Here is a 26,805-nt window from a genome sequence, read left to right as displayed (position 1 = left end):
GCCCGCTAGGCGACCACCGCAGGTCTATACCTCCAGTTCCCACAGCAGCAGCTCGCCCGGGGATCCCGCCACGATCTCCAGGCCGCTCTCGCCGGTGATCCGCGCCGCGTCCCCGGGCCCGAGCTCCACGCCGTCCAGGCGCAGGTCCCCCCGCACCACGTGCAGGTAGACCATCGGCGCGTCCGGTACGGCGACCCGCTCGCCCGCACCCGGGCGGCGCACGTGCAGCACCGCGCCCGCCGCCGGGACCGGGTACGGCGTGCCGTCGGCGACGCCCGGCACCGCCGTGTACGCGGGCTCGCCGCCCGGCAGCAGCGGCGCCAGCCACATCTGCAGGAAGCTCAGCCGCACGGTGGCGTCGTTGCGCTCCACGTGCCGCGCCCCGGCCCCGCTGCTGAAGTGCTGGAGCTCCCCGGCGCGCACCACGCTCGCGTGCCCGGTGGTGTCCTTGTGCGTGAGTTCGCCCTCCACCACCCAGGTGACGATCTCGGTGTGGCTGTGCGCGTGCTCCTCGAAACCGGCCCCCGGCTCCAGGACCTCCTCGTTGCAGGCCAGAACGGGCCCGAAGCGCACGTTGTCGGGGTCGTAGAAGTTCCCGAAGGAGAACGCGTGGCGGGTCGTGATCCCGGCCGTCGCGTCCCCGCCCGGATAGCGGTCGGCGCCTCGGCGTACATCAATCATGGGGGTCACGGTAGACCCGGGACTCGGCCCGGGCGTCCGGATAAGGCAGTCTTGTCCCGTGCCCGAACCCGAACGTGAGCTTTCCCCGGCGCATCACGCGCAACCCGCCCATCCGCATACCGCGACGCTGCGCCGCCTGGAGAAATCCTCCGGACGGCTCGCCGCGAACGCGATCGCCCGCATGGACGAGACGCTGCCGTGGTACCGGGCGATGCCCCCGGAGAACCGGTCCTGGATCGGTCTGGTCGCCCAGGCCGGTATCGCCGCGTTCACCGAGTGGTTCCGGCACCCCGAGACCCCGCAGGCGATCTCGACCGACGTCTTCGGCACCGCCCCGCGCGAGCTGACGCGGGCGATCACGCTGCGCCAGACCGTCGAGATGGTCCGTACGACCATCGAGGTCATGGAGGCGGCCATCGAGGAGGTGGCCGCGCCCGGCGACGAGTCGATCCTGCGCGAGGCCCTGCTCGTCTACGCCCGGGAGATCGCCTTCGCCACCGCGCAGGTGTACGCGCAGGCCGCCGAGGCACGCGGCGCGTGGGACGCCCGCCTGGAGTCGCTGGTCGTCAACGCGGTGCTGTCCGGGGAGGCCGACGAGGGCGCGCTGTCCCGGGCGGCGGCGCTGGGCTGGAACTCGCCCGACCACGTGTGCGTGGTGCTGGGCACCGCCCCGGACGGGGACAGCGAGCTGACGGTCGAGGCGATCCGGCGGGCCGCCCGGCACCACAAGCTCCAGGTCCTGACCGGGGTGCTCGGCGACCGCCTCGTCGTGATCGCGGGTGGCAGCGACAATCCGCTCCAGGTCGCGAAGTCCCTGATCGGGCCGTTCGCCTCGGGTCCGGTGGTGGCCGGTCCGGTGGTGCCGGACCTGATGGCGGCGACCCGGTCCGCGCAGGCCGCGGCGGCCGGTCTGAAGGCCTGCTCGGCGTGGCAGGACGCACCGCGGCCGGTACTGGCGGATGATCTCCTGCCGGAGCGCGCCATCGCCTCCGACCCTTCGGCACGCGAACAGCTGGTGGAGGAGATCTACAGACCGCTGGAGGAGGCGGGCTCCGCCCTGCTGGAGACGCTGAGCGTGTACCTCGAACAGGCGAGCAGTCTCGAAGGCGCAGCTCGGATGCTGTTCGTGCACCCGAACACGGTGCGCTACCGGCTCCGACGTGTGACCGACGTCACCGGCTGGTCACCGTCTGATGTCCGTTCGGCATTCACCTTGCGGATCGCGCTCATTCTCGGGCGTCTGGCCGACGGCGACCAGCAGTCCTAGACTTTTGTCGGACATCAACAATTACCCCGACGGTTCTTCGTCCCTGTCCCCACGGGCGGCGTGGACCGAACACAAGAGAGAGTGTGAGGGTGCTCGTACTCGTCGCTCCCGGCCAAGGCGCTCAGACGCCCGGCTTCCTGACCCCCTGGCTCGACCTCCCCGGCGCCGCCGACCGCGTCGCCGCGTGGTCGGACGCCATCGAGCTCGACCTTGCCCACTACGGCACGAAGGCCGACGCGGACGAGATCCGCGACACGGCCGTCGCCCAGCCGCTGCTGGTGGCCGCCGGCCTGCTGTCGGCCTCCGCCCTGCAGACCGGCTTCGGTGCGGTCGCCGGCCACAGCGTCGGTGAGATCACCGCCGCCGCGTACGCCGGTGTGCTCTCCGAGATGGACGCGCTCTCGCTCGTCCGCCGCCGGGGGCTCGCCATGGCCGAGGCGGCCGCCGTCACCGAGACCGGCATGTCCGCGGTCCTCGGCGGTGACCAGGACGTGGTCGTCGCGCACCTGGAGAAGCTGGGGCTGACCCCGGCCAACATCAACGGGGCGGGCCAGATCGTGGCCGCCGGCACCATGGAGCAGCTGGCTGCCCTGGAGGCCGAGAAGCCCGAAGGTTCCATGAAGGTCGTTTCCCTCAAGGTCGCGGGCGCCTTCCACACCCACCACATGGCCCCGGCGGTCGCCACGCTGGAGGAGGCCGCGAGCGCCCTCGCCGTGGCCGACCCCGCGCTGGCGTACGTCTCCAACAAGGACGGCCAGGTCGTCACCTCGGGCGCCGATGTCGTCGCCCGTCTGGTCGGCCAGGTCGCCAACCCGGTCCGCTGGGACCTGTGCATGGAGACCTTCGGTGAGCTGGGCGTCACGGGGATCGTCGAGCTGTGCCCCGGCGGCACGCTGACGGGCCTGGCCAAGCGTGCCCTCAAGGGCGTGCCGTCGGTGGCCCTGAAGACCCCGGACGATCTCGAGAAGGCCGCGGCGCTCATCGCCGAGCACGCGGCCTGAGAGAAGGAGCCCACACAGCATGTCGAAGATCAAGCCTGCCAAGGGCTCCCCGTACGCGCGCATCCTCGGCGTCGGCGGCTACCGCCCGACGCGTGTCGTACCCAACGAGGTCATCCTCGAGACGATCGACTCGTCCGACGAGTGGATCCGGTCCCGCTCCGGCATCGCCACCCGCCACTGGGCCTCCCCGGAGGAGACGGTGGCCGCGATGTCGGTGGAGGCCTCGGGCAAGGCCCTGGCGGACGCCGGGATCTCCCCCGAGCAGATCGGTGCCGTGATCGTCTCGACGGTCTCGCACTTCAAGCAGACCCCGGCCGTCGCGACCGAGATCGCCGACCGGATCGGCGCGGGCAAGCCCGCCGCGTTCGACATCTCCGCGGGCTGCGCCGGCTTCGGCTACGGCCTGACGCTGGCCAAGGGCCTGGTCGTCGAAGGTTCCGCGCAGTACGTGCTGGTCATCGGCGTGGAGCGGCTCTCGGACCTGACCGACCTGGAGGACCGCGCGACGGCCTTCCTGTTCGGTGACGGCGCCGGCGCCGTGGTCGTCGGGCCCTCGGACGAGCCGGCCATCGGCCCCACGGTGTGGGGTTCGGAGGGCGACAAGTCGGAGACCATCAAGCAGACCGTGCCGTGGGACCAGTACCTCGGCAAGGACGGCGGCGAGAAGTTCCCGGCCATCACGCAGGAGGGCCAGGCGGTGTTCCGCTGGGCCGTCTTCGAGATGGCCAAGGTGGCCCAGCAGGCGCTCGACGCGGCCGGGATCACCGCGGAGGACCTGGACGTCTTCATTCCGCACCAGGCCAACATGCGGATCATCGACTCGATGGTGAAGACTCTGAAGCTGCCGGAGCACGTCACGGTCGCCCGGGACGTGGAGACCACCGGCAACACCTCGGCCGCCTCGATCCCGCTCGCCATGGAGCGGCTCCTGGCGACCGGAGCGGCGAAGAGCGGCGACACCGCGCTCGTCATCGGCTTCGGGGCGGGACTCGTCTACGCCGCGACGGTCGTTACCCTCCCCTAGGGCCCGGGATCCACATCCCTCCCTGAACCACCCTGAACCACCCTGATCCACCAGATAGCTATCGAAGGAGCGCCACATGGCCGCCACCCTGGAAGAGATCGTCGAAGGTCTCGCGGAGATCGTCAACGAGATCGCCGGCATCCCGACCGAGGACGTCGAGCTCGACAAGTCCTTCACCGACGACCTGGACGTCGACTCCCTGTCCATGGTCGAGGTCGTCGTCGCAGCCGAAGAGCGCTTCGACGTCAAGATCCCGGACGAGGACGTCAAGAACCTCAAGACCGTTGGCGACGCCGCCAACTACATCCTGAAGCACCAGGCCTGAGTCTGACGAGCGTTTGTCGCCACCCGGCGGTGGCGCCGTGACAATTTCGCACCCTCTATTTGTGGAGAAAGAATTCCTGTGAGCCCGACCAATCGCACCGTGGTCGTCACCGGTATCGGCGCAACCACTCCGCTGGGTGGCGACAGCGCTTCGACCTGGGAAGGTCTGCTCGCCGGTCGTTCCGGAGTGAAGCCCCTGGAAGGCGAGCGCTTCGCCGAGCTGCCGGTCCGCATCGCCGCCCCCGCGGCGGTCGACCCGGCCGAGGTCCTGCCCCGGCCGCTGGCCCGCCGTCTGGACCGCTCGGCGCAGTTCGCGCTGATCGCGGCCCGTGAGGCGTGGGCCGACGCCGGCTACACCGCTCCGGCGGGCGAGGACAGCTCCATCGCCCCGGAGCGACTGGGCACCGTGATCGCCTCCGGTATCGGTGGTGTCACCACGCTGCTCGACCAGTACGACGTACTGAAGGAAAAGGGTGTGCGCCGGGTCTCCCCGCACACCGTCCCCATGCTCATGCCCAACGGCCCGTCGGCCAACGTCGGCCTGGAGGTGAACGCCCAGGCGGGCGTGCACACCCCGGTCAGCGCCTGTGCGTCGGGCGCCGAGGCCATCGGCTACGCCGTCGAGATGATCCGTACCGGCCGCGCCGACGTGGTCGTCGCGGGCGGCACCGAGGCGGCGATCCACCCGCTGCCGATCGCCGCGTTCGCCAACATGATGGCGATGTCCAAGAACAACGACGAGCCCGAGAAGGCCTCGCGCCCCTACGACAAGGGCCGGGACGGCTTCGTGCTCGGCGAGGGCGCGGGCGTCGTGGTCCTGGAGTCCGCCGAGCACGCCGCCGCGCGGGGCGCCCGGGTCTACTGCGAGGTGCTGGGCCAGGGCCTGTCGGCCGACTCCCACCACATCGCGCAGCCCGAGCCGACCGGTCGCGGTGTCGCGGCCGCGGTGCAGAACCTGCTGGACAACACGGGTCTGAAGCCGGCCGAGGTGGTCCACCTCAACGCGCACGCGACCTCGACCCCGCAGGGCGACACCGCCGAGCTGAAGGCGCTGCGCAAGGTCCTGGGCGACGACCTCGACCACGTGGCGATCTCCGCCACCAAGTCGATGACCGGTCACCTGCTGGGCGGCGCGGGCGGTATCGAGACCGTCGCGACCGTGCTGGCGCTCTACCACCGGACGGCCCCGCCGACCATCAACGTGGACGAGCTGGACGAGGACATCGACGCCGACATCGTGCGCGGCGAGCCGCGTGCGCTGCCCGCCGAGGGCACGATCGCCGCGATCAACAACTCGTTCGGTTTCGGCGGCCACAACGTGACGCTGGCCTTCCGCAGCGTCTGATCCGTACGTACGACAAGGCCCACCCGGCGCGTCCGGGTGGGCCTTGTCGTACGTCTACGGGTGCGGGTGCGGGTGCGGCGGTGCGTACGGCCGCGCTCAGACGACCTGGTGGAGCCAGCGCACGGGCGCGCCCTCGCCGGCGTAGCGGAAGGGTTCCAGCTCGTCGTCCCAGGGCTTGCCGAGCAGCTTGGCGATCTCCGCCTCCAGGTCGGTCTCGCCGCGCGCGGACCGGGCCAGCGCCGCGCGCAGCCGGTCCTCGGGGACCAGGATGTCGCCGTGCATTCCGGTGACGGCGTGGAAGATGCCGAGTTCGGGGGTGGAGCTGTAGCGCTCCCCCTCGGCGGTGGGGCAGGGCTCGGCGGTGACCTCGAAGCGCAGCAGGTGCCAGCCGCGCAGGGCGGAGGCCAGCTTGGAGGCGGTGCCCGCCTCGGCCTGCCAGGAGAACTCCGCTCTCCAGGTGCCCGGGGAGGCGGGCTGCCTGATCCAGTCGAGGTTCACCCGCACCCCGAGCACGCCCGCGACCGCCCACTCCACATGCGGGCAGAGCGCGCGCGGTGCGGAGTGCACGTACAGAACTCCACGTGTCGTCACCGGGACCTCCAGTGTGGGGACGAGGTCGGGAATGAAACTCCTGAAAACGGACACTATGTGACGTGATGTAATTTACCGGAAAGGATCGGACATTGCGCCACGGGACCTGCGGCCGAAACGCCACGGGAAAAAGCTACCGTGCGCCAGGGGTCCGGGTGTGACGTACGGTCACTCCCAGGCCCGTAAACACAGAGCTTTCACTCAGCAGGACGCCCCCCGCGGGCGGCAGGCGACAAGGGAGGGATCCACGCCATGCGCACCACCGGTCCGCGCCGTCGTGCGCCGCGCGCCCTCGCGGGCGCGGGCACGGCGGCAGTTGTGCTGGTCGGGGCGTTGGGCGGCTGCTCCGCGGAGGATTCCGGGCCGGGCGGGGAGCGCGGGGCCCAGGCCGCGGCGCGCCTGGTGCCGCGCTGGAACACCGCGCCGTCCTCCATCGCCGCTGTGGGTGACTCCATCACCCGTGGTTTCGATGCCTGTTCGGTTCTGGCCGACTGTCCCGAGGCGTCCTGGGCCACCGGGAACGACCCCGAGGTGCAGTCGCTGGCGAGCCGGCTGCTCGGCGCGGCGCAGGCCCCGGCCGCCAGCTGGAACTACGCGGTCACGGGTGCGCGGATGGCGGACCTGCCCGGACAGCTGACCGCGGCGGCGCAGCACCGTCCCGACCTGGTCACGGTGATGGTGGGCTCGAACGACGCCTGCCGGCCCACCGCTTCGTCGATGACGCCGGTGGCGGATTTCAGGGCCGGGTTCGAGCAGGCGATGGCCGGGCTGCGGACGGCCTCGCCCAAGTCCCAGGTGTACGTCTCCAGCGTGCCCGACCTGCAGCGGCTGTGGGCGCAGGGCAAGGACAGCCCGGTCGGGCGGCAGATCTGGAAGCTGGGCATCTGTCAGTCGATGCTGGCGGACGCCGAGTCGGTCTCGGCGGGGGCCACGGCGCGGCGCGAGCAGGTCCGGGCGCGCGTGGTGGCGTACAACGAGGTGCTGCGCGAGGTGTGCGCGAAGGACAGGCTGTGCCGCTACGACGGGGGCGCGGTCTTCCAGTACCCCTTCACGACCGAGCAGTTGAGCCGGTGGGACTGGTTCCACCCGGGCAAGAACGGGCAGGCGCGGCTCGCGGAGCTGGCGCACCGCCAGGTGACGTCGGCGACCCCGCCGCCGCAGCCGGCCGGCCCGGAGAGCGAGCGGTAGGGGTGGCCCCGGGCAGGGGGACCGGGGGCGGCCGTCAGGAGCCGCCCCCGGTCCGGCTCATGGGTGATTTTCAGCCATATCAGACGGCGAGGGTCTCCGTGAGCCGCGTGTCGGCGTACGAACGGCTCGCGCGGACCTCGTAGGCGCCGCCGATCCGCCGCCAGCCGTACGCCTCCTCGTCCCAGATCTCGAACGCACGGGCGGGCAGGGGAATCTCCACCTCGACGCTCTCGCCGGGGCCCGCCTCGACGGAGGCGAAGCCGGCCAGCCAGGCGGCGGGGCGCTCCACGGAGTCCTCGACGGGGGCCAGGTAGACCTGGACGGTCTCGCGGCCCGGGCGGGTCCCGGTGTTGCGGACGCGGACCCGCGCGGTGCCGTCGGTCACCTCCAGGGACTCGTACGCCCAGTCGGTGTAGCCGAGGCCGTGCCCGAAGGGGAAGGCGGGCGTGACGCCGTGCTTCTCGTAGGCCCGGTAGCCGATGAAGACGCCCTCGCCGTACTCCAGTCGGCCGTCGGTGGGAACGGCCTCGGTGACCGGCGCGTCGGCGAAGGCGGCGGGCCACGTGGTGGGCAGCCGCCCGCCGGGCTCGGCGGCGCCCAGCAGGACGTCGGCCAGCGCCGCCCCGCCCTCCTGCCCGGGGAACCAGGTGAGCAGGACCGCGGCCACCTCCTCGCGCCACGGCAGCTCCACCGGGGAGCCGGCGTTGACGACGACCACGGTGTTCGGGTTGACGGCGGCGACGGCCCGGACGAGGTCGTCCTGGCGGCCGGGCAGGCGCAGGTCCGTGCGGTCGAAGCCCTCGGACTCCACGCGCTCGGTGGTGGCGACGACCACGACGGCGGTGTCGGCGCCGCGGGCGGCCGCGACGGCCTCGGCGATGAGCGCGTCGGGGTCGCGCCGCGGGCCGAGGTGGAGCAGCGAGAACATGATCGCCTTCAGCGGCATGGCGGTCATGTCGGGCACCTGGTAGGTCAGGGACACCTCGACCGGCTCGCCGGCCCTGAGGGCGACCCGGCCGCGCTCGCTGGGGGCGCCGAAGAAGGCCTCGAAGGGGTCGGCCTCGTCGCCCATCTCCTGGACGCCCTCCCAGACCCGCGCGCCACCGACGGTGAGGGTGAAGCCGCCCAGACCCCGGGTGCCGAAGACGTGCTCGCCGCTCTCGCGCGGGGTGAAGGTGCCGGTGACCTCGATGGACGCCATGGTCTCGTAGGTGGCGCCGGGAGGAAGGTCGTCGCCGATCCACTGGACCTGGCCCGACGGCAGGCTGCCCTCGCCGAGGACGGCGCCGGAGGCGTCGCGGCAGACCGCGCGCAGCGCGAAGCCCTTGTCGGCGGTGCCGGGTTCCTCGCTGGGGTCGGCGCCGACGGCGTAGGTCAGGGCGCCCTCGGGCAGGGCCGCGGCGAGGCCGTCGTACGGGGAGACCACCCGCTCGGGGAAGACGGTGGCGGAGCCGCCGCCGAGGATGCGGGCGTCGCGGGCGGCGGCGCCGATCAGGGCGACCGTACGGCCGGCGGAGGCGTCCAGCGGGAGGGCGCCGTCGGTGTTGCGGACCAGGACGAAGCCGCGGGCGGCGATCTCGCGGGCCAGGGCCTGGCCGTCGAGGGCGGCCGGGACCTCGGTGACGGCGGCCGGGGCGCCTTCGAGGACGCCGACGCGGGCGGCCAGGCGCAGCACGTGGCGCACGGCGTCGTCGACGAGGGATTCGGCGACCTCGCCGGCACGGACGGCCTCGGCGAGCGCGTCGCCGTAGACGGTCTGCGGGCCGGGCATGGCGACGTCGAGGCCGCCCTCGATGTCGCCGGTGGTGGAGCGGGCGGCCATCCAGTCGGAGACGTTGTAGCCGTCGAAGCCCCACTCGCCGCGCAGGACCTCGTTCACGAGGTGGCGGTGCTCGGTCATCGTGGTGCCGTTGATCCGGTTGTACGCCGTCATGATGCCCCAGGGGTGGGCATGGGCGACGATGGCCTCGAAGGGCGCCAGGTACAGCTCGCGCAGCGGGCGCGGGGCGATGACGTTGTCGACCGTGAAGCGCTCGGTCTCGGCGTCGTTGCCCACGAAGTGCTTGACGGTGGTGCCGACGCCGCCGTCCTGGACGCCCTGGACGTAGCCGGTGCCGACCTGCCCCGTGAGGAAGGGGTCCTCGGAGTAGCACTCGAAGTGGCGGCCGCCCAGCGGGGTGCGGTGCAGGTTGACGGTGGGGGCCAGCAGGACGTGGACGCCCTTGCGGCGGGCCTCCTGGGCGAGCAGCCGGCCGGCCCGGCGGGCGAGCGCGGGGTCCCAGGCGGCGGCGAGCGCGGTCGGGGAGGGAAGTGCGACGGACGGGTCGTCGGCGGTCCAGCGGACGCCGCGGACGCCGATGGGGCCGTCGGACATCACGAGGGACTCCAGGCCGATCTCGGGGATCGCGGGAAGGCTCCACATGTCCTGTCCGGCGAGCAGCCGGGTCTTGGTGTCCAGGTCGAGCTTGCCGAGCGCGGCTTCCACCACGTGCTCACGGACCTGATCGGGGTTGAGGGCGTCGCCGGTCACGGCCTGCCTCCTCGTCGAGTGCGGTGCGGGGTGCCCCCATGGTGAACCTCCTACCTGTAGATCGGTAGGGTTCGTAATGTTTTCGTGATCTAATGATGGCGTACGGTCCTGCTGGCGGGGACAGGCCGCAGGGTGTGGGCCGCGTGCCGACCAGGACGGACCGGATGGACCGGGGCGTACCAGGACGGACGGGGACGGTCCGGCGGACGAACGGGAAGGGATACCGGGGCGATGGCCAGGGCCAAGAGCGAGGAGCGGCGCGGGGAGATCCTGCGGGCCGCGGTCGAGGTGATCGCCGAGCGCGGTTACCGGGGCGCCTCCCTGGGCGCGGTCGCCGAGCGGGTGGGCCTGACCCAGCAGGGCCTGCTGCACTACTTCCCGACCAAGGAGGCGCTCCTGGTCGCGGTCCTGGAGGAACGCGACCGCTGGGACACCGGAGGCGGCCCGCGCACCTCGGCCGAGCAGTGGCGCCTGGACCTGCTGGCGTCGCTGGTGGACTACAACGCGATGCGCCCGGGGATCGTGCAGACCTTCTCGGCGCTGCTCGGCGAGAGCGTGACGGACGGTCATCCGGCCCGGGAGTTCTTCACGGAACGGTACGCGCAGGTGCGCGCCGAGATGGGGGCGGTGCTGCGGGCCGAGTTCGGCGACCGGCTGCCGTCGGGGCTCACCCCGGAGGCGGCGGCTCCGCTGCTGGTGGCGGTGATGGACGGGCTGCAGTACCAGTGGCTGCTCGCGCCGGAGTCGGTGGACATGCCGGGCGCCTTCCGCGCGTTCCTGACGCTGCTGCGGGGACCCGAGCACTGAGCAGCGGCGGGCGTGGGCCCGTCCCGGTGACGGCGGCGGCGGGTCCCGTGTCGGTCGCGGGCCGGGGCGGCGGGGTGCGGCACGGTGGGCGCGGTGGGCGGCCCCGCCGCGCGTGAGGGCCCCGGGCGCGACGCGTGAGAGGTTCGCATGACGGACAACGACACCTCCCGGACCAGCCGGCGGGCGGTTCTGCTGGCCGCCGGATCGGCCGGCATCGCCGCGCTGGGCACGGCGTGCGGCAGCGGCCGTACGGAGGTCCGCGGGGCCGCCGGGCAGCAGACACCGGGCGGCAGCACCCCGGGCTGCGTGCTGACGACGCAGGCGAGCGAGGGCCCGTACTACCTCGACCTGAAGCGGAACCGCTCCGACATCACCGAGGGGCAGGGCGGGGTGCCGCTGCGGCTGGACCTGACGGTGGTCCGCGTCTCGGCGGGCTGCCGGCCGCTGGCCGACGCGGCGATCGACGTGTGGCACGCCGACGCGGCCGGCGAGTACTCGGAGGGCAAGCACACCTACCTGCGCGGCACCCAGGTCACCGACCGGACGGGCCGGTGCGTGTTCCGCACGATCGTGCCCGGCTGGTACGCGGGGCTGGCGCCGCACATCCACTTCAAGGTCCGCCCCGACCGGCGCTCGACGGTCACCTCGCAGTTCTTCTTCCCCGAGGACCTGCTGCTGGGGGTGTACGCGCGCGACCCGTACGCCCGCCGCAAGGCCCCCCAGCACCCCAACGAGCGCGACGACCGGTACCGCGCCAGCGGCCGCTCCATGACGCTGGCCCTGGCCCCCGACGGCTCCGGCTACCGCGCGGCGTACACCGTCGGCATCGCGTAGGGGGGTACGGCGGGCTGGCATCCTGACCGTATGAAGATCGCCGCGGCCCAGCTGACCTGCATACCCGCCGATGTCCCCGGCAACGCCGCCCGGGCCGCCGCCCTGGCCGGGCAGGCCCGTGACCTGGGGGCGGAGCTGGTGGTCTTCCCCGAGCTGGTCCTCACCGGCTACGAACCGGAGGCGATCGCCGCCGACCCCGGCCTGTGGGTGGACGCCGAGGATCCCCGGCTGGACCCGGTGCGCTCGGCAGGCATCGCGAGCGTGGTCAACTGCGCCCTGCGCACGGACGGTCCGCGCCCGGCGATCGCCTCCCTGGTCTTCGACGCGCGGGGCCGGCTGCTGACGACGTACCTCAAGCAGCACCTCTACCAGCAGGAACAGGACGTCTTCGGGGCGGGCGGGAGCGACGGGCGCTGCGAACTCGGCGGGCTGCGGCTGTCCTTGGCCATCTGCTACGACAACCACTTCCCCGACCTCGCCGCGCGCGGGGCGGCCGACGGCTGCCGGGTCCAGGTGGCCAGCTCCCTGTACGGGACGGGCGACGGCGTCCGGGAGCGGGCCACCGTCCACCCGGCCATCGCCAGGGACCACGGGCTGTACGTCGTCCTCGCCAACCACGTCGGCCCGGCCGGCGCCTGGACGGGCTGCGGCGGATCCGCGATCTGGTCCCCCGGCGGCGCCCTCCTGGCGGAGGCGGACGACCGCACCCCGTCGGTGGTGGTGGCCGAGGTCGGCTCCGCCGCCTAACGCGTGGGCGGCGGATTCCCCTGGGACGGGCCGGCGACGTAGTGCCGGCCCCAGGCGCCGAGGGGGGCCAGGGCCTCGTTCAGTTCGTCGCCGAGCGGGGTCAGGGAGTACTCGACACGGGGCGGGACCTCGTCGAAAACCTCACGGTGGAGGATGCCGTCGGCCTCCAGTTCGCGCAGCTGCGCGGAGAGGACCTTCTCCGTGACGCCGGGGATCATGCGGCGCAGCTCGCCGAAGCGGCACCGGCGCCGCTCGGTCAGGGCCCACAGGATGAGCACCTTCCACTTGCCGTTGATCACGCCCATGGCCGCGTCGATCCCGCAGTGGCTTGATCCGGGCCTGCTGGTCGCCGACATCCGTACCCCCTTCTGACCTGCACACTCACACCGGGGTAAGCACCCACTTCGAAGTGCGTACTTGATCCTCTTGTGCCCTGATCCAAGGCTAAGGGGCATGACAGAGCACGTGGAGAACTTCGAGAACGTGAAGAACGACGACACCCGCGTCAGCCTGCTGGGGCTCGGTGCCATGGGTACCGCCCTCGCCCGCGCCTGGCTCGCCGCCGGCCACCCGCTGACCGTCTGGAACCGTACGGCCGCGAAGGCCGACGCCCTGGCCGCGGCAGGCGCGGCCGTCGCCGCGAGCCCCGCCGAGGCGGTGGCGGCGGGCGACCTCGTGGTGCTGTGCCTGCTGGACGACGCCTCCGTCGGGGCCGCCCTCGACGGCGTCGACCTGACCGGCAAGGACGTCGTGAACCTGACCACCGGCACCCCGGCCGAGGGGCGCGCGCGGGCGCAGTGGGCGCGGGCGCGCGGCGCCCGGTTCCTGGACGGCGGGATCATGGCCGTACCGCCGATGATCGGCGTGCCGCAGTCCGGCGGCTACGTCCTGTACAGCGGCTCGGCGGAGGCCTTCGAGGACCACCGCGGTGTCCTGGAGGTGCCGGCCGGGGCCCGTTTCGTGGGGACGGACGCCGGGTTCGCGGCCCTCTACGACGTGGCGCTGCTGAGCGCGATGTACGGGCTGTTCGGCGGGATGACGCACGCGTACGCGCTGATCGCCGGCGAGGACATCGATCCCGGGTCCCTGGGGCCGCTGCTGACCGAGTGGCTGGGCGCCATGGCCCCGGTGTTCGCGGCCGGGGCCGCCGGGCAGCTGTCCGCCGGCCCGGATACGGCGGCCGGATCCGACGCGGACTCGAACCTGGCGATGCAGGTGGCGGGCACCGCCACCCTGCTCCGCACGGCCGAGGAACAGGGGGTCACGGCCGAGCTGATCACGCCGTACTTCCGGCTGATGGAACGCCTGCTGGCGGCCCGGTCCGCGGACGGGGACGGGGCCGGGGACGGGGCCGGGGACGGGGCCGGGGACGTCGGGGCGGGCATGATCGGGCTGCTGCGCACCGGCGCCCGGCAGCAGCCCGTCGCGGCCGGCACCGGCGCCGGACGCTAGTAGCCCGCCGGCGGCGGGCCGAAGCCGGCCGCCGGGGATACGGGCGCCGGGGGCTCGTACCCGGCGGCGGCCGGACCGGAGGGGCCGGGCTCGCCGGAGGCCTCCGGGGACCCGGCGGACTCGCCCGTCAGGTCGCGGACCATCAGCGTGGCGCCGGCCACCGCGCCCGGCATCAGGAACACCGCGACCAGCGGGACCAGGAAGGCCAGCGCCAGCGGGACGCCGAAGCCCAGCGCCAGCCCGCGGCGGGCCCGCAGCATCGCCAGCTGCTCGCGCAGCTCGACGCGGCGGCGCATCAGGGCCACCGAGGTCAGTTCCCGGGTCAGGAAGTAGCCCGTGACGCAGAACCCGATCACCGGGACGACGGTCTGGCCGATCACCGGAATGAAGCCGAGGGCGAAGAGCAGGATGCCGTACGCGAGCACGCGGACCAGCAGCCGGGCACTGTCCCGGGCAGAGATCCACAGCTCCTTGGCCAGCGACAGCCCGGACTCGGGCACCTCGCCGCCCTCGCTGCGGTCGACCTGCTCGGACAGCGACTCGTAGAAAGGCTCACCGATCAGCAGGGTCACGGCGGTGAAGGTGATCACCGCGACGAACAGGCCGAGGCCGATGAACAGGGCGGTCAGGAAACCGCGGAAGAGCCCCAGCCAGGGCGAGGACCAGTCGGAGGCGAACGGCGTCGCCCAGCCGACCAGGTCGTCGGCGCCGTAGCCGAGGCCGATCAGCGCGCCCACGTACAGCACCAGCGTGACCAGGCCGGGCAGCAGGCCGAAGCCGAACCAGCGGCCGTGCCGCATGACCCAGCGCTGGCCGGACATCAGGTAGCGGAATCCCCCCGCAAGATCGCTCATACGGCCCAGCTTAGAGGGGGCGTACGACGAAGGCCGCACCCCGTGACGGGGTGCGGCCTCGTGTCAGGCGCGAGCCGGATCAGACGGCCAGCTCGACCGTGATGTTGCCGCGGGTCGCCTTGGAGTACGGGCAGACCTGGTGGGCCTTCTCGATCAGGTCCTTGGCGGTGGCGGCGTCCACGTTCGGGATCACGGCGGAGATCTTGACGATGATGCCGAAGCCGTCGCCGTTCTTGCCGATGCCGACCTCCGCGGTCACGGTGGAGCCGGAGATGTCGGCCTTCTCGTTGCGGGCCACGACACCGAGCGCGCCCTGGAAGCAGGCGCTGTAGCCGGCGGCGAACAGCTGCTCCGGGTTGGTGCCGGCACCGCTGCCGCCCATCTCCTTCGGCGGGTTCACGACGACGTCGAGCTGCCCGTCGTCGGTGGCGACGCGGCCGTCACGGCCGTTCTCGGCGGTGGCGACAGCGGTGTAGAGCACGTCGGACTGCTGGATGGACATGTAGCTGGATCCTCCTGGTTGTCGCCGCGACTCGCGCCCACGATCGCGACGGTCTGAGGTGAGCCTAGCGGGTGAAAGAAACGATCATCTTTCCGGTGTTGTCACCGCGCAGCAGTCCGAGGAACGCCTCGGCTCCGCGTCCGATCCCCTCGACGACCGTCTCGTCGTACGTCAGCTCGCCGGAGCGCAGCCAGCCGGCCACGTCCGCGACGAACTTCTCCTGCATCCCGTAGTGGTCGCCGACGAGGATGCCCTGCAGGCGCAGCCGCTTGCCGATGACCGCCATGAGGTTGCGCGGGCCGGGGGCCGGCTCGGTGTCGTTGTACCCGGCGATGGCACCGCACAGGGTGGCACGGCCGTGCACGTTGAGCGCGCCGATGGCGGCTTCGAGGTGGTCGCCTCCGACGTTGTCGAAGTAGACGTCGATGCCCTCCGGCGCGGCGTTCCTCAGCTGCTCGGCGACGGGGCCGTTCTTGTAGTTGAAGGCGGCGTCGAAGCCGTACTTCTCGGTGAGCAGCTTGACCTTCTCGTCCGAGCCGGCCGAGCCGATGACGCGCGAGGCGCCCTTGATCCGCGCGAACTGGCCCACGAGGCTGCCGACCGCGCCGGCGGCGCCGGAGACGAAGACGGCGTCGCCCTCCTTGAAGGAGGCGGTCTCGAACAGGCCCGCGTAGGCCGTCAGGCCCGGCATCCCGAGCACGCCGAGGTACGCGGAGAGGGGTGCGAGCGAGGCGTCCACCTTGGTGGCGTGCTGCGCGTCGACGTCGGCGTACTCGCGCCAGCCCAGGCCGTGCAGCACGTGGTCGCCGGCCTCGAAGCCCTCGGCGGCGGAGGCGACGATCTCGCCGACCGCGCCGCCGTCCATCGGCCGGTCGAGCTGGAAGGGCGGGATGTAGGACTTCGTGTCGTTCATCCGGCCGCGCATGTACGGGTCCACGGACATGTGGAGGTTGCGGACCAGGATCCGGCCGGGCGCCGGGGCCTCGACGGGCACCTCGCGCAGGGCGAAGTCCGTGGCGACGGGCCAGCCCTGCGGGCGGGCGACCAGGTGCCATTCACGGCTGACGGCGGGGATCTGTGACATGGGAGGGCTCCTGAGGGGGGAAATTACTTCACGACCTGAAACAACCATGCGACTAGATATTTCATGTTGTCAAGTAAATGGGTACGCTGGTTCCATGCCCAGTCGCCCTACCGACCCCCTGACCCTCGAGGTCGTCGAGCTCATCGGCGACGTCGTGGCCCGCTACCACCAGGAGTACGAGCAGGCCGCGGCCAGCCACCAGCTGACCGGCGCGCAGGCCAGGGTGCTCGCGCTGCTCACCCTGGAGCCGATGCCGATGCGCCGGATCGCGCAGAAGCTGAAGTGCGAGCCCTCGAACATCACCGGCATCGTGGACCGGCTGGAGGCCCGCGGTCTGGTGGCGCGCCAGCCGGATCCGGCGGACCGCCGGGTCAAGCTGGCGGCCGCGACGGAGGCGGGGCGGCAGACCGCCGACCGGCTCCGCGAGTCGCTGGACTTCGCCCGCGAGCCGCTGGCCGGACTGTCGGCGGCGGAGCGCGCGGTCCTGCGGGACCTGCTGCGACGCATGCTGGGCTGACCCGGCCGCCGCGGGGCGGCGGCGGGGGTCAGCGGTGGGTCAGCACAGGCCGAAGAGCTTGTCGAAGAAGCCGCACGGCTTGGGCGGCGTGGCCGTGGGCGTCGGCGTCGGTGAGACCGGCGGGGGCGCCGGGTTCCCCGGCGGTCGCGTACCCGGACCCGTGGGGCCGGAGGTGGGTCCTGCGGACGCCGTCGGCCCCGGGCCGGTCGGCGCGGCGCTCTGCGAGGGGCCCGTGGTCGCGGACGACGCCGACGCCCCGGGCGAACGCGTCGCCCCCGCAGTCCCGGTCGCCTTGACCGGTGCGGCCGTCCCCGCGCTCTTCGTCGGGGCCTGGCCCAGCGTGGGCGCCGCGGTCGGCACCCCCGGCGCCGGCCCCTGGTCGGGCGGGGTGTCGTCGGTGAGCATCACGGTCGACGCCCGGTCGCCGGCCGGCGCCTCCGCCGTCAGCCGCGCCAGCGCGAACGAACCGAGCGCCGCCAGCAGCAGCCCCAGGCCCGCGGTCATCGCCGTACGGCGGCGCCGCCGGCGCCCGCTCGCGCCCCGGCCGCCGCGCCGCGCACCCGGCCGGCCGGAATGCGGCGCGGCCAGCACGACGAGCGCGTCGTCGCCCGCGTGCTCGTACCCGCCCGACGTGGACCCGTCCAGGGTGGACCCGTCCTCGACGACCCCCGCCGGGGACCCGGGCGCGGGCCCGGTCACGTCCTCGTACGCCGGCCGGGCGTACGGCGAGGCGCCGGAATCCGGCCCGGATCCGGCGTACGGCACCGCCCCCGGGGCGTACGGCGAGACGCCGGCGACCGGCCCGGCGGACCCGGCCCCGGCCCCGGCCCCGGCCCCGGCGGACGCCGCCGGGGCGGGCGCCGCGGCGGTCAGGTACTCGGCCGGAGTCCCGCACCCGGCGCATGCGAGTGCGCCGTTGAGGTGCCTGTGGCAGGCGTGGCAGTAGTCCATGGCGCCCGCAGGCTATGCAATGTTCGGCCACATCCGTATCGCGGGGGTGTAAGGATCCTGTGTGGAAGTGTGTATTCCATGACAGCCACAGCCTCCGGCGCCTTCGGCCGGGACGCCTTCCAGCTGGTCCTCCTGCGCCGCATGGCCGACTTCTGCCCCGACCTCGCCGACCAGGCGCGCGGCCGGCTCGGCGCCTCGCTCGCCGACCAGCGCGAGGCGAACAAGCGCTGGCAGGCCATGGTCCGCTCGCCCCGCTCCCGCGGGGCCCTCGCCCGCTACCGCTCGGTCCTGGGCCCGGCGGAACGGACCGAGCCCCGCACCATCGGGGACCTGTCCTGCGAGGCCCACCTGTGGCCGCTGTCCCTGTGGCCCTCCCTGCGCTTCGAGGTGCTGGCCGCGCCGGACGGGGCGGTGTGGAACGAGTGGCTGGTGCGCGCCCCCGGCCTGCCCGGCCCCGTCCTGGCCGGCCCGGCCGACCTGCGGCCGTGGGAGGCGACCGTGGACGAGGTGGCGCGCGCCTTCGCGCCCGTACGGCCCATGGAGGGCACGGCCCCCACCCGCTGGCGGCTGGCGTTCACCGGGGCGGGCGGGGCGGACGGGGCGTACGTGGCGGAGTTCACGTACGGCCTGCTCCAGCGCGTGGAGCGGACCGCTCCGCCTCACCCCTGAGGGGGAGCGGACCGCTCCTGCTCACCCCTGAGCGGCCAGGAAGGCGCGCACCCCGGCCGAGGTGGCGTCGTCCCCGAGCAGGTCGTTGTGTTCCAGGCAGCCGACGCCGGTGTTCGTCGCGCCGGTCAGCGGGACGCTGTCGTCGGGGTTGACGATCTCGTCGCAGTGCGACCAGAACGTGGCGTACCGGACCGCGCCCGGGGTCTCGTCGCCGGACGCGAGGTTCCGCTGGACGTAGGAGCCCGGGGTCATGTCACGGCACGCCTGGTCCCACAGCGCGCACGCCCAGGCCGTGGACGTGCCGTGGTTCGGTCCGGCCAGCGACACCCAGCGCTCGACCGTGGCCGTCCCGCCGCCGAACTTGACGTACCAGCGGCTGACGAGCGATCCGAAGGAGTGCGCGACGATGTCGACCCGGGCCGCGCCGGTCCGGGCGCGGACCTCCTCGACGTAGGCGGCGAGCCGCCCGGCCAGCACCTCGTTGACGGACCGGTGGGTGTCGTAACCCCACGAGAAGAGCTCGGAGTCGGCGTACCCCGAGGCCCGCAGGTCCTCGCGCAGCGACCCCCAGACGCCGGGATCGGCGTTGTAACCGTGCACGAATATCACCGGATTGCGCACAAGCCGCTGGTCAGCGGTCCGCTCCGCGGCATCGGCGGGCAGCGGCGCGAGCAGCGCGGCGCAGAGCACGAGCAGCGCGAGCCATCTCTGGCGGGCCGTCAGCATCGGGTCCCCCTTACCTTGTTACGCACGAGTAGCGCGGGTGGTGGGGGCATGGTCGGGCCTGTCGGTACAGAAAACCACCCCTGTGCAGCACCCCCGGCCGGAGCAACCCAACGGGCGGTATCCCCCCTTCGCCCCGGAGGATTCGAGATGTGACCGAGCAGACCGCCGGTCTTCTTGCGCCAGCGCTCCCGGGAGGATCTGCCATGACCGTCAGTCTTGAGCAGCTGCGCCGCTGCCACGTCGCCGTCGACCTGGGTGCGGCCCGGACCCGCGTGTACGTCAAGGGAGCCGGCCTCGTGGTCGACGAACCGAGCGTCGCCGCGATCAACACACGGACCGGCGCGCTCATCGCCGTCGGCTCCTTCGCCGAGCGGATGACCGGCCGTACCCCCGACTACATCCGGGTGGTCCGCCCCGTCTCCGGCGGAACCGTCGTCGACATCGACATGGCCACCCGCATGCTGCGCCACCTCCTCGGCGAGAAGCTGCGGCGCGCCCTGCGCCGCAAGCCACGGCTGCGCGCGGCCGCCTGCACCCCGCACGACGCCGACCCGCTGGCCCAGCGGGCCGCCGTGGAGACCCTGGTCGGGCTCGGCGCGCGGCGGGTCGAGCTGGTCGACACCCTGATCGCGGCGGCCGTCGGCTGCGGTCTGCCGGTGGAGCAGCCGACCGCGACCATGATCATGGTGTGCGGGGCGGCGGCCACGCAGGTGGCGGTGCTCTCGCTCGGCTCGATCGTCACCGCCGAGCGGGTGCCGGTCGGCGGCGAGGCCATCGACCACGCGGTCGTCCAGCACCTGCGCCACGCGCACGAGCTGATGCTGCCGAGCCAGGCGGTACGCCCGCTCCAGCTGGCCCTGCACGGCAACGGCATCACCCCGGACGGGCCGGCCTCCACCCTGATCCACGGCCGCGACGTGGCCACCGGCCTGGCCCGCTCCGTCCACGTGGACACGGCGGCGGTGCGCGACGCCATCCACACCCCGCTGACCGCCGTGCTCGACGGCATCGGCAAGGTGCTGCGGGACTGCCCGCCGGACCTGGTCGCCGACCTCACGGACACGGGGATCATGATGGTGGGAGGCAGCGCCCTGCTGCCGGGGCTGGACCAGATGCTGCGCGACGCGACCGGAATGCCCGTGCACATCGCGGAACGGCCCGACGTGTGCGCCGTGCTGGGCCTCGGCGCGATGCTGGAAGGGAAGATCGCCCCGATGGTTCTGAACCCACTGGCCGGATGACGGCGCCGGACCCGGCGTCCGGCCCGGCGTCCGAGGCGTCCGACCCGGCATCCGACGCGGCATCCGACCCGGCCTCCGACCCGGCGGAGCGGTACCCGCGGCCCCGGCTGCCGGTGCTGCTGGAGGCGGTGCTCGGCGTCGGCTCGGAGCTTGAGCTGCGCACCACCCTCCAGCAGATCGTCGACTCGGCGACCGAGCTGTGCGCGGCGCGGTACGGCGCGCTCGGGGTCATCGACCCCGAGCGCGTCCGGCTGACCGAGCTGTTCACCAGCGGGCTCAGCGACGAGGAGCGGGCCCGCATCCCCCGCCTGCCCGACGCCCGCTCGGGCCTGCCGGGCACACTGATCCGCGACCCGCGTCCACTGCTGGTCGACGAGATCGCCGACGACCCCCGGTCGGCGGGCCTCCCGCCCGGCCACCCGGAGATGCACACCTTCCTCGGGGTGCCGGTCCACGTGCACACCGAGGTGTTCGGCAACCTCTACCTCGCCGAGAAGCGGGGCGGCGGCCCCTTCACCGACGAGGACCTGGCGCTGCTGCGGGTGCTGGCCGCGCAGGCGGGGATAGCGATCGGCAACGCCCGGCTGTACGAGACGGCCCGCCGCCGGGAGCGCTGGATCGAGGGCGCGGCCGCCGTCACCACGACCCTGCTGACCGGTCAGCCGGCGGCGGACGCGCTGATGTGCGTGGCGGAGCGGGCCCGGCTGCTGGCGGACGCCGCCGCCGGGGTGGTGCTCCAGCCGACGCCCGAGGGCGGGATGGAGATCGTCGCCGCCTCGACGCAGGACGACCCCGGCGATCTGGTGGGGACCGCCATCGCGCCGGGCAGCGCCGTACTGGAGCAGCTGCTCACCGGGGAGCCGGTGTTCGTCGAGGACTCGGCGACCGACCCGCGGATGACGACGCACGTGCGCGAGCGGTTCGGGCCGAGCATGATGCTGCCGCTGCAGAGCGGGGGGCAGCTGATCGGCACGCTGGCGCTGCCGCGCCACCGGGGCGGGAAGCCGTACGACGCGGTGGACCGGCTGCTGGCCTCGCAGTTCGCCTCCCAGGCCGCGCTGGCGCTCGTCCTGGCGGACGCGCAGCACGACCGCGAGCAGCTCGCCGTCTACGAGGACCGCGACCGGATCGCCCGTGACCTGCACGATCTGGTCGTCCAGCGGCTGTTCGCGACGGAGATGATGCTGGAGAGCACCCGCCGGCGTGCGGCGGTGGCGCCGTCCGGGGACGGCGTGGGCGACGAGCTGGGGCGGGCCGTCGACGAGCTCGACTCCACGATCCAGGAGGTACGGACGGCCATCTTCGCGCTTCAGCAGCCGCCGACCGACGCGCCGACGACGTTCCGGGGGCGGGTGCTGCGGGAGACGGCGGGCGCGAGCGTACCGCTGGGCTTCCAGCCGTCGGTGCACTTCGCGGGCGCGGTGGACGCGCTGGTCACGGACGCCGTGGCGGACCGGCTGCTGGCCGCCCTGCGCGGCGCACTCGCGGCGGCGCACCGGCGGCCGCAGGTCACGGCGATCGAGGTGGTCGTGGACGCGGACCGCTCCCGGGTGCGGCTGACGGTGACGGACGACGGACGCACGGCGGCGGGGACACGGGGGACGACGCTGGAGTGGGAGTCCGCGCTCTAGTGCCGTGGCCGGACGGTCCTAGGGGACCGGGCCGGCGGCGCGCAGGGCGATCCGGGTGTTCGACTGGGCGACGCCGGCCTCCCGTTTGAGCCGGCGCAGCAGGTCGTCGAGGGCGGCGGGATCGGCGGCGCGGGCTCGTACGAGGTAGTCGTGCGCGCCGGTGACGTGGACGACCTCGGCGATCCCGGGCAGCTCGGTGACGCGCCGCTCGAACTCCTCGTTGGTCGTGTCCAGGCGCAGCGTGACGTCGATGAAGACGACCAGGCCGCCGCGGGTGTCGGCGGCGGGGTCGACGACGGTGGTGAAGGCGCGGATCACCCCGTCGCGCCGCATCCGGCGCACCCGGTCGGCGGCGGCGTTGGCGCTGAGGCCGACACGGGCGCCGAGGTCGCGGTACGAGATCCGCGCATCCTGCTGCAAGAGGCCGAGGATGTCCCTGTCGAGGCGGTCCATACCGCGATTGTCGCAGCGCCGGCCGATATCGGCGCGCCCTTCGCACCCACGCCCGGGGACCCTCCCCCCATGACAGAACTCCTGACTCCGGCCCTGTCGGGCGCCGCGGCCGGCCTGGGCGTGGCGATGCCCATGGGCGCGATGAGCGTGCTCCTGATCCAGGAGGCGATCCGCTCGCGCCGCGCGGCGGTCGCCGCCGCGGCGGGCATCGCGGCGGTCGACCTCGGCTACGCCGCCCTGGCCACCGCGCTGGGCCCGTGGGTCGCCTCCCACGTCACCCCGGTCGAGGCGTGGATCCGCCTGCTGTCCGCCGCGATCCTGCTGGCCCTCGCCGGCCACGGCCTGTGGACCCACCGCGGCAGCGCCCGTCCCGTGGCCGGTCGCCCCGGCGCCGGGGCGGGAGCGGTGGGAAGCACGGCGGGGGAAGCAACGGGGACGAGGACGGACGGCACGGGGGCGCACGGCACGAGGGCGCACGGCACGAGGGCGGACGACACGAGGGCGGGCGACACGGGCGCGGACGGCACGAGGGCGGACGACGCGAGGGCCGTGCGGACGTTCGGGCGGTACGCCGCGCTCACCGCCGTGAATCCCACCACCGCCCTCTACTTCGCCGCCCTCACCACCGCCCAGGGTGCGGCCCTCGGCGGGGGCGGTGCGGCTGGGGCGTTCCTCGGCGGGGTGCTGTTCGCGAGCCTCGCCTGGCAGCAACTCCTCGTCGCCGTCGGCTCCTTCGCCGGCCACCGGATCTCCGCCACCACCCGCGCCTGGACGTTCCGGCTCGGCTACGGTCTGGTCGCCGCGTATGCCGTAAAGATCGCCATCCCCCTCCCCTGACCACATAGGCTGAAGCCGTGACCCGCCTCTCGGCCCGCGCGGCCATCGCCTCCGTCGCCGACCCCGGCAGCTTCCGCGAACTCCCCGTGCCGCCCCGCGCGTCCGCCCCCGACGGGCCGCTCGCCTGGGCCGGCTACGACGACTCCCGCGCCCGGGCGACCGCACGCACCGGCGAGGAGGAGTCCGTCGTCACCGGCACCGCCGGAGTCGGCGGCCGCGAAACCGTGCTGGTCTCCTTCGAGTTCGGCTTCCTCGGCGGCTCCCTCGGCGAGCGCACCGGCGACCGGCTGGAAGCGGCGTACAGCCACGCCCGCGCCCACCGGCTGCCCCTCGTCTCGCTCATCGCCACCGGCGGCTCCCGGATGCAGGAGGGCATGCTCGCGCTGACACAACTCCAGCGCGTGGCCCGCCAGTCCGCCCTGACGCGCGCCGCCGGGCTGCCCCAGATCGCCGTGCTCCGCGACCCCACCACCGGCGGCGGCTGGGCCACCCTCGGCGCGGGCGCGGACGTGGTCCTCGCCCTGCCGGGCGCGCAGGTCGGCTTCGCCGGCTCCCGGGTACGGCCCGCCGACGCGGACCCGGCGGCGTACACCGCCGAGGGACAGTTCGCCGCCGGGCACGTGGACGCCGTCGTCCCGCCCGACGCCCTGCCGGCCACCCTGGGTACCTGGCTGCACCTGCTGGCCGTGCCGGCGGACGGGCCCGCCGACCCCCCGGCCGCGCTGGGCGGCGTACCGGACGGCCCGCCGGCGACCGGCTGGGACGCCGTACGCCAGGCGCGCCACCCGGCGCGGCCGCGGGCCGGGGCGTACCTGGACGCGTACTTCGAGCAGCGGCTGCCGCTCCACGGCGACCGGGCCGGCGGGACCGATCCCGGCATGCTGTGCGGGTTCGGGCTGCGCGCCGGGCGCAGCATCGCGTACGCCGCCCAGTGCGGGACCGCGACCCGCCCCGCCGGCTACCGCACCGCCGCCCGGCTGATCCGGCTCGCGGACCGGCTGGGCATACCGGTGCTGACGCTCGTCGACACCCCGGGCGCGGCCAACGACGCGGCCGCCGAGCGGGCGGGGGCCGGCGCGGCGATCGCGGACACCTTCGCGGCGGTGGCGGCGGCCACCGTGCCCGTGACCACGCTGGTCATCGGCGAGGGCGGTTCGGGCGGCGCGCTGGCGCTGGCCGCGCCGGGCAACACGTGGGTCACCCCCGACAGCTACTTCTCCGTGATCGCGCCCGAGCTGGCGGCCGCGATCCTCAAGCGCGAGCCGCGGGACGCCCCGGCCACCGCCGACCAGTTGCGGCTGCGCCCCCAGGACCTCGTCGGCCTGGGCGTGGCCCGCGGCGTCGTTCCCCGGGCGGGGACGGCGACGACGTGAGCGGTCCGCGCAGAACCAGTGCACGCGGAAGCGGTCCCTTCGCCTTCCGGTAGGTACCGCCGGGAACCACCCGGCGGCGCTGACCGGAAGGCACACCGACCTTGTCACGCACCGCACACCACATCCGTTCCCGCCGGGCGCCGGCGCGCGGCTGGTTCGACCTGCCCGCGGCGGAACACCGGCCCGGGCTGCCCCTGCACGAGCTCACCCTGCGCGACCTGCGCCACAGCGCCCGCTGCCGGGCCACCGCCGCGTCGGCGGGCCACCGGCCCCGGCCGGCACGCGTCACGCGCCGCGTCGCGATCCGCTCCCTGGCCCGCTTCACGTGCGACCCCTCCGTGGCCCGCTGGGCCGCCGAGGGCGAGGGCCGGGCCCGCCGCCGGGTCCGGGACGACCTGCGCCGGGTGCTGCGTACGGCGCACCCCCGGCCCGGCGTACCGGCGGCCGCGGCGGTGGCGTACGCGGACATCGCCCCGTACCGCCACCGCCGGACCGCTCTCTGGCAGGCGTAGCCGACGGGGCCTGTCCGGCAGTGCGTCACGGGAGGGCGCGGCCGGCGCCACGGCCGGGACCCGGCCCCTTCGCGAACGGACACCCGTCCCGCGTACGGCGGCCACCACTCACCCGCCCTCGCGCGGCTCGCTCCCCCGCGCGGCTCACGCCGGCGCCGGGCTCAGGCCTGCGGCGAGCGGGCGTCGTACCGCGCGAAGGCGGGCCAGCGCACGGCCAGCAGCGCGAGCGCGGCCACGCAGGCCAGTCCGCCGCCCGTGATCGCGACGGCCGGTGAGGTGAGGTCGGCCGCGGTCCCGGCGAGGAAGTCGCCGAGCCGGGGGCCACCGGCGACGACCACGATGAACACGCCCTGGAGCCGGCCGCGCATCTCGTCGGGGGTGGCCGCCTGGAGCATGGTGGTGCGGAACACCATCGAGACGGTGTCCGACCAGCCGGCGAGGGCGAGGAAGAACAGGCCGAGCCAGAGGTTGCGGGTGAGCCCGAACACGGCGACGGCCAGCCCCCACGCCGCCACCGACAGCAGGATCGCCAGCCCGTGCCGGCGGATCCGGCCCTGCCAGCCGGAGAACAGCCCGCCCAGCAGCGCCCCGACGGCCGGGGCGGCCACCAGCAGCCCCACCGTCCTGGCGTCACCGCCGTACCAGAGCACGGCGATCGCCGGGAACAGCGCCCTGGGGTGGGCCAGCACCATCGCGCACATGTCGGAGAAGAAGGTCATGCGGACGTTGGGCCGGGTGCCCAGGAACCGCAGCCCGTCCAGCACCGAGGCGCGCCCGCGCCTGCCCTCCGCGCGCTCGGGCCGCATCGACGGCAGCCGCCACATCGCGTACAGGGCGGCGGAGAAGGCGACCGCGTCGATGAGGTACGCCGCCTGGTAGCCCCACAGGCCCGCGATCAGACCGCCGAGCATCGGGCCGACGGTGGCGCCGGAGGTGGTGGTCAGGGAGGTGAGCGCGTTGGCGGCGGGCAGCTGCTCGGGCGGCAGCAGCCGGGGGATCATGGCCGAACGGGCGGGCGAGTTGAGGGCTCCGCAGACCGACTGGAGGGCGACCACCGCGTACAGGAACCAGACGCGGTGGTAGTCCAGCAGCGCGGCCGCGGCCAGCGCGACGGAGAGGACGGCGGCGCCCGCGGAGCTGTAGAGGCCGAGCTTGCGGCGGTCGACGGTGTCGGCGATGGCGCCGCCGTAGAGCCCGAAGACGACGAGCGGGACGAGGGAGAAGAGCCCCACGAGGCCGACGGCGAAGCTGGACCGGGTGATGTCGTAGACCTGGAGCGAGACCGCGAGGGCGGTCATCGCCTGCCCCATCCAGGAGATGGTGTTGCCGACCCACAGCCGCCGCTAGTCGGGCGACGTGCGCAGCGGGGTGAGGTCGGCGAACAACCGCCGCCGCACGTCCTGCCGGTCACCGGCGCCGACGGGTGCGCCCGCTCCGGCACCGACGGGTAACCCTGCTCCGGCACCGCGGCCGGCTGCCGTTCCTTCCGCGCCGTCTTCGGGTGGTGGCTGCGTCTGCTGCGAGGACATCGGGGTCACAGCGGATGGTAACCGGCCGAATCCGATACGCGAACACCCGTTCGCAATCCGGACGGCCCAACCGGATCCGCGCCGCACCAGGAACTCCCGCACCACCAGGTCCCCGGGGTCCGCGCGCCCGACTCA

The 26,805-nt window shown here is 73.9% G+C and carries 27 protein-coding genes and 1 pseudogene; 17 read left to right on the top strand and 11 right to left on the bottom strand.

The genetic code is table 11. From position 1 onward, the window contains the following. Nucleotides 1–24 precede the first annotated feature (24 nt). Nucleotides 25–681, bottom strand: a complete 657-nt coding sequence (locus ACIPXB_RS14235) for a pirin family protein (RefSeq protein ID WP_401448813.1) — start codon at nucleotides 679–681, stop codon at nucleotides 25–27. A 58-nt stretch (nucleotides 682–739) separates the two neighbouring features. Here ACIPXB_RS14235 and ACIPXB_RS14230 point away from each other — a divergent pair, with 58 nt between their 5' ends. The 5 genes from ACIPXB_RS14230 (at nucleotide 740) to fabF (ending at nucleotide 5,642) form a co-directional block, all read left to right on the top strand. After that, a complete protein-coding gene (locus ACIPXB_RS14230; RefSeq protein WP_401448811.1) occupies nucleotides 740–1,948 on the top strand; it encodes a PucR family transcriptional regulator in 1,209 nt (402 codons plus the stop codon). An 89-nt stretch (nucleotides 1,949–2,037) separates the two neighbouring features. Further along, nucleotides 2,038–2,949, top strand: coding sequence for an ACP S-malonyltransferase (locus ACIPXB_RS14225; RefSeq protein WP_401448810.1), 912 nt, complete (start codon nucleotides 2,038–2,040; stop codon nucleotides 2,947–2,949). A 19-nt stretch (nucleotides 2,950–2,968) separates the two neighbouring features. Then, complete coding sequence (locus ACIPXB_RS14220; protein WP_401448808.1) at nucleotides 2,969–3,973, top strand: ketoacyl-ACP synthase III; 1,005 nt, start codon at nucleotides 2,969–2,971, stop codon at nucleotides 3,971–3,973. A gap of 76 nt (nucleotides 3,974–4,049) precedes the next feature. After that, nucleotides 4,050–4,298, top strand: coding sequence for an acyl carrier protein (locus ACIPXB_RS14215; protein WP_401448806.1), 249 nt, complete (start codon nucleotides 4,050–4,052; stop codon nucleotides 4,296–4,298). A 78-nt stretch (nucleotides 4,299–4,376) separates the two neighbouring features. Continuing rightward, nucleotides 4,377–5,642, top strand: coding sequence for a beta-ketoacyl-ACP synthase II (gene fabF / locus ACIPXB_RS14210; protein ID WP_401448803.1), 1,266 nt, complete (start codon nucleotides 4,377–4,379; stop codon nucleotides 5,640–5,642). 96 nt (nucleotides 5,643–5,738) lie between these two features. Here fabF and ACIPXB_RS14205 read toward each other — a convergent pair whose 3' ends face one another. Then, entirely contained in the window at nucleotides 5,739–6,233 is a 495-nt protein-coding gene (locus tag ACIPXB_RS14205; protein WP_401448800.1) for a DUF3145 domain-containing protein, read from the bottom strand. 252 nt (nucleotides 6,234–6,485) lie between these two features. Here ACIPXB_RS14205 and ACIPXB_RS14200 point away from each other — a divergent pair, with 252 nt between their 5' ends. Next, nucleotides 6,486–7,421, top strand: coding sequence for an SGNH/GDSL hydrolase family protein (locus ACIPXB_RS14200; protein WP_401448798.1), 936 nt, complete (start codon nucleotides 6,486–6,488; stop codon nucleotides 7,419–7,421). A 79-nt stretch (nucleotides 7,422–7,500) separates the two neighbouring features. Here ACIPXB_RS14200 and ACIPXB_RS14195 read toward each other — a convergent pair whose 3' ends face one another. After that, nucleotides 7,501–9,951, bottom strand: coding sequence for a glycoside hydrolase family 3 protein (locus ACIPXB_RS14195; RefSeq protein ID WP_401448795.1), 2,451 nt, complete (start codon nucleotides 9,949–9,951; stop codon nucleotides 7,501–7,503). 231 nt (nucleotides 9,952–10,182) lie between these two features. On the opposite strand from ACIPXB_RS14195, the gene ACIPXB_RS14190 reads away from it, so the two are divergent. From ACIPXB_RS14190 to ACIPXB_RS14180, 3 genes are all read left to right on the top strand, one after another. Beyond that, nucleotides 10,183–10,758: a TetR/AcrR family transcriptional regulator gene (locus tag ACIPXB_RS14190; RefSeq protein WP_401448794.1), complete on the top strand. Its 576-nt coding sequence runs from the start codon at nucleotides 10,183–10,185 to the stop codon at nucleotides 10,756–10,758. A gap of 147 nt (nucleotides 10,759–10,905) precedes the next feature. Next, nucleotides 10,906–11,592: an intradiol ring-cleavage dioxygenase gene (locus tag ACIPXB_RS14185; RefSeq protein WP_401448791.1), complete on the top strand. Its 687-nt coding sequence runs from the start codon at nucleotides 10,906–10,908 to the stop codon at nucleotides 11,590–11,592. A 30-nt stretch (nucleotides 11,593–11,622) separates the two neighbouring features. Then, the gene (locus ACIPXB_RS14180) at nucleotides 11,623–12,339 is read left to right on the top strand and encodes a carbon-nitrogen hydrolase family protein (protein ID WP_401448788.1); all 717 of its coding nucleotides are present in this window, start codon (nucleotides 11,623–11,625) and stop codon (nucleotides 12,337–12,339) included. Here ACIPXB_RS14180 and ACIPXB_RS14175 read toward each other — a convergent pair. Then, nucleotides 12,336–12,695 (bottom strand): winged helix-turn-helix transcriptional regulator, encoded by a 360-nt coding sequence (locus ACIPXB_RS14175; RefSeq protein ID WP_401448786.1) that lies wholly within the window; start codon nucleotides 12,693–12,695, stop codon nucleotides 12,336–12,338. The genes ACIPXB_RS14180 and ACIPXB_RS14175 overlap by 4 nt on opposite strands. A gap of 97 nt (nucleotides 12,696–12,792) precedes the next feature. Here ACIPXB_RS14175 and ACIPXB_RS14170 point away from each other — a divergent pair, with 97 nt between their 5' ends. Continuing rightward, nucleotides 12,793–13,791, top strand: coding sequence for an NAD(P)-binding domain-containing protein (locus tag ACIPXB_RS14170; RefSeq protein ID WP_401448784.1), 999 nt, complete (start codon nucleotides 12,793–12,795; stop codon nucleotides 13,789–13,791). Here ACIPXB_RS14170 and ACIPXB_RS14165 read toward each other — a convergent pair. The 3 genes from ACIPXB_RS14165 to ACIPXB_RS14155 form a co-directional block, all read right to left on the bottom strand. Beyond that, complete coding sequence (locus ACIPXB_RS14165) at nucleotides 13,788–14,645, bottom strand: EI24 domain-containing protein (RefSeq protein ID WP_401448782.1); 858 nt, start codon at nucleotides 14,643–14,645, stop codon at nucleotides 13,788–13,790. The genes ACIPXB_RS14170 and ACIPXB_RS14165 overlap by 4 nt on opposite strands. Before the next feature lie 79 nt (nucleotides 14,646–14,724). Then, nucleotides 14,725–15,147 (bottom strand): organic hydroperoxide resistance protein, encoded by a 423-nt coding sequence (locus ACIPXB_RS14160; protein WP_401448780.1) that lies wholly within the window; start codon nucleotides 15,145–15,147, stop codon nucleotides 14,725–14,727. Between the two features lie 64 nt (nucleotides 15,148–15,211). Further along, the gene (locus ACIPXB_RS14155; RefSeq protein ID WP_401448778.1) at nucleotides 15,212–16,231 is read right to left on the bottom strand and encodes an NADP-dependent oxidoreductase; all 1,020 of its coding nucleotides are present in this window, start codon (nucleotides 16,229–16,231) and stop codon (nucleotides 15,212–15,214) included. Between the two features lie 94 nt (nucleotides 16,232–16,325). Between ACIPXB_RS14155 and ACIPXB_RS14150 the strand changes: the two genes are divergently transcribed. Beyond that, entirely contained in the window at nucleotides 16,326–16,748 is a 423-nt protein-coding gene (locus tag ACIPXB_RS14150) for a MarR family winged helix-turn-helix transcriptional regulator (RefSeq protein WP_401448775.1), read from the top strand. A gap of 39 nt (nucleotides 16,749–16,787) precedes the next feature. Here ACIPXB_RS14150 and ACIPXB_RS14145 read toward each other — a convergent pair whose 3' ends face one another. Then, nucleotides 16,788–17,699, bottom strand: a complete 912-nt coding sequence (locus tag ACIPXB_RS14145) for a hypothetical protein (RefSeq protein WP_401448773.1) — start codon at nucleotides 17,697–17,699, stop codon at nucleotides 16,788–16,790. Between the two features lie 78 nt (nucleotides 17,700–17,777). Here ACIPXB_RS14145 and ACIPXB_RS14140 point away from each other — a divergent pair, with 78 nt between their 5' ends. Continuing rightward, nucleotides 17,778–18,368: a hypothetical protein gene (locus ACIPXB_RS14140; RefSeq protein ID WP_401448771.1), complete on the top strand. Its 591-nt coding sequence runs from the start codon at nucleotides 17,778–17,780 to the stop codon at nucleotides 18,366–18,368. A 21-nt stretch (nucleotides 18,369–18,389) separates the two neighbouring features. On the opposite strand, the gene ACIPXB_RS14135 is transcribed toward ACIPXB_RS14140, so the two are convergent. Then, nucleotides 18,390–19,094 carry an esterase/lipase family protein gene (locus ACIPXB_RS14135; protein ID WP_401448769.1) on the bottom strand — a complete coding sequence of 235 codons (705 nt, stop codon included), beginning with the start codon at nucleotides 19,092–19,094 and terminating at the stop codon, nucleotides 18,390–18,392. A gap of 203 nt (nucleotides 19,095–19,297) precedes the next feature. Between ACIPXB_RS14135 and ACIPXB_RS14130 the strand changes: the two genes are divergently transcribed. Together ACIPXB_RS14130 and ACIPXB_RS14125 are read left to right on the top strand one after the other, a co-directional pair. Then, nucleotides 19,298–20,335: a rod shape-determining protein gene (locus tag ACIPXB_RS14130; protein ID WP_401448767.1), complete on the top strand. Its 1,038-nt coding sequence runs from the start codon at nucleotides 19,298–19,300 to the stop codon at nucleotides 20,333–20,335. Then, nucleotides 20,332–21,966, top strand: a complete 1,635-nt coding sequence (locus tag ACIPXB_RS14125; RefSeq protein WP_401448765.1) for a GAF domain-containing protein — start codon at nucleotides 20,332–20,334, stop codon at nucleotides 21,964–21,966. Before ACIPXB_RS14130 ends, ACIPXB_RS14125 begins: the two co-directional genes overlap by 4 nt. 18 nt (nucleotides 21,967–21,984) lie before the next feature. Here ACIPXB_RS14125 and ACIPXB_RS14120 read toward each other — a convergent pair whose 3' ends face one another. Then, the gene (locus ACIPXB_RS14120) at nucleotides 21,985–22,419 is read right to left on the bottom strand and encodes an Lrp/AsnC family transcriptional regulator (protein ID WP_401448763.1); all 435 of its coding nucleotides are present in this window, start codon (nucleotides 22,417–22,419) and stop codon (nucleotides 21,985–21,987) included. Between the two features lie 69 nt (nucleotides 22,420–22,488). On the opposite strand from ACIPXB_RS14120, the gene ACIPXB_RS14115 reads away from it, so the two are divergent. The 3 genes from ACIPXB_RS14115 (at nucleotide 22,489) to ACIPXB_RS14105 (ending at nucleotide 25,141) form a co-directional block, all read left to right on the top strand. Further along, complete coding sequence (locus ACIPXB_RS14115; RefSeq protein WP_401448761.1) at nucleotides 22,489–23,256, top strand: LysE family transporter; 768 nt, start codon at nucleotides 22,489–22,491, stop codon at nucleotides 23,254–23,256. 17 nt (nucleotides 23,257–23,273) lie between these two features. Beyond that, nucleotides 23,274–24,629, top strand: coding sequence for a carboxyl transferase domain-containing protein (locus ACIPXB_RS14110; protein WP_401448758.1), 1,356 nt, complete (start codon nucleotides 23,274–23,276; stop codon nucleotides 24,627–24,629). A 101-nt stretch (nucleotides 24,630–24,730) separates the two neighbouring features. Further along, on the top strand, nucleotides 24,731–25,141 hold the full coding sequence (locus ACIPXB_RS14105; RefSeq protein ID WP_401448756.1) for a hypothetical protein: 411 nt from the start codon (nucleotides 24,731–24,733) through the stop codon (nucleotides 25,139–25,141). Between the two features lie 161 nt (nucleotides 25,142–25,302). On the opposite strand, the pseudogene ACIPXB_RS14100 reads toward ACIPXB_RS14105, so the two are convergent. Next, nucleotides 25,303–26,670: pseudogene (locus tag ACIPXB_RS14100) on the bottom strand (MFS transporter). Nucleotides 26,671–26,805 lie beyond the last annotated feature (135 nt).

Origin of the sequence: Streptomyces sp. NPDC090022 (genome assembly GCF_044748145.1) — a bacterium.
Classification (GTDB): Bacteria; Actinomycetota; Actinomycetes; order Streptomycetales; family Streptomycetaceae; genus Streptomyces.
This window is presented reverse-complemented; position numbering and strand designations above follow the sequence as displayed.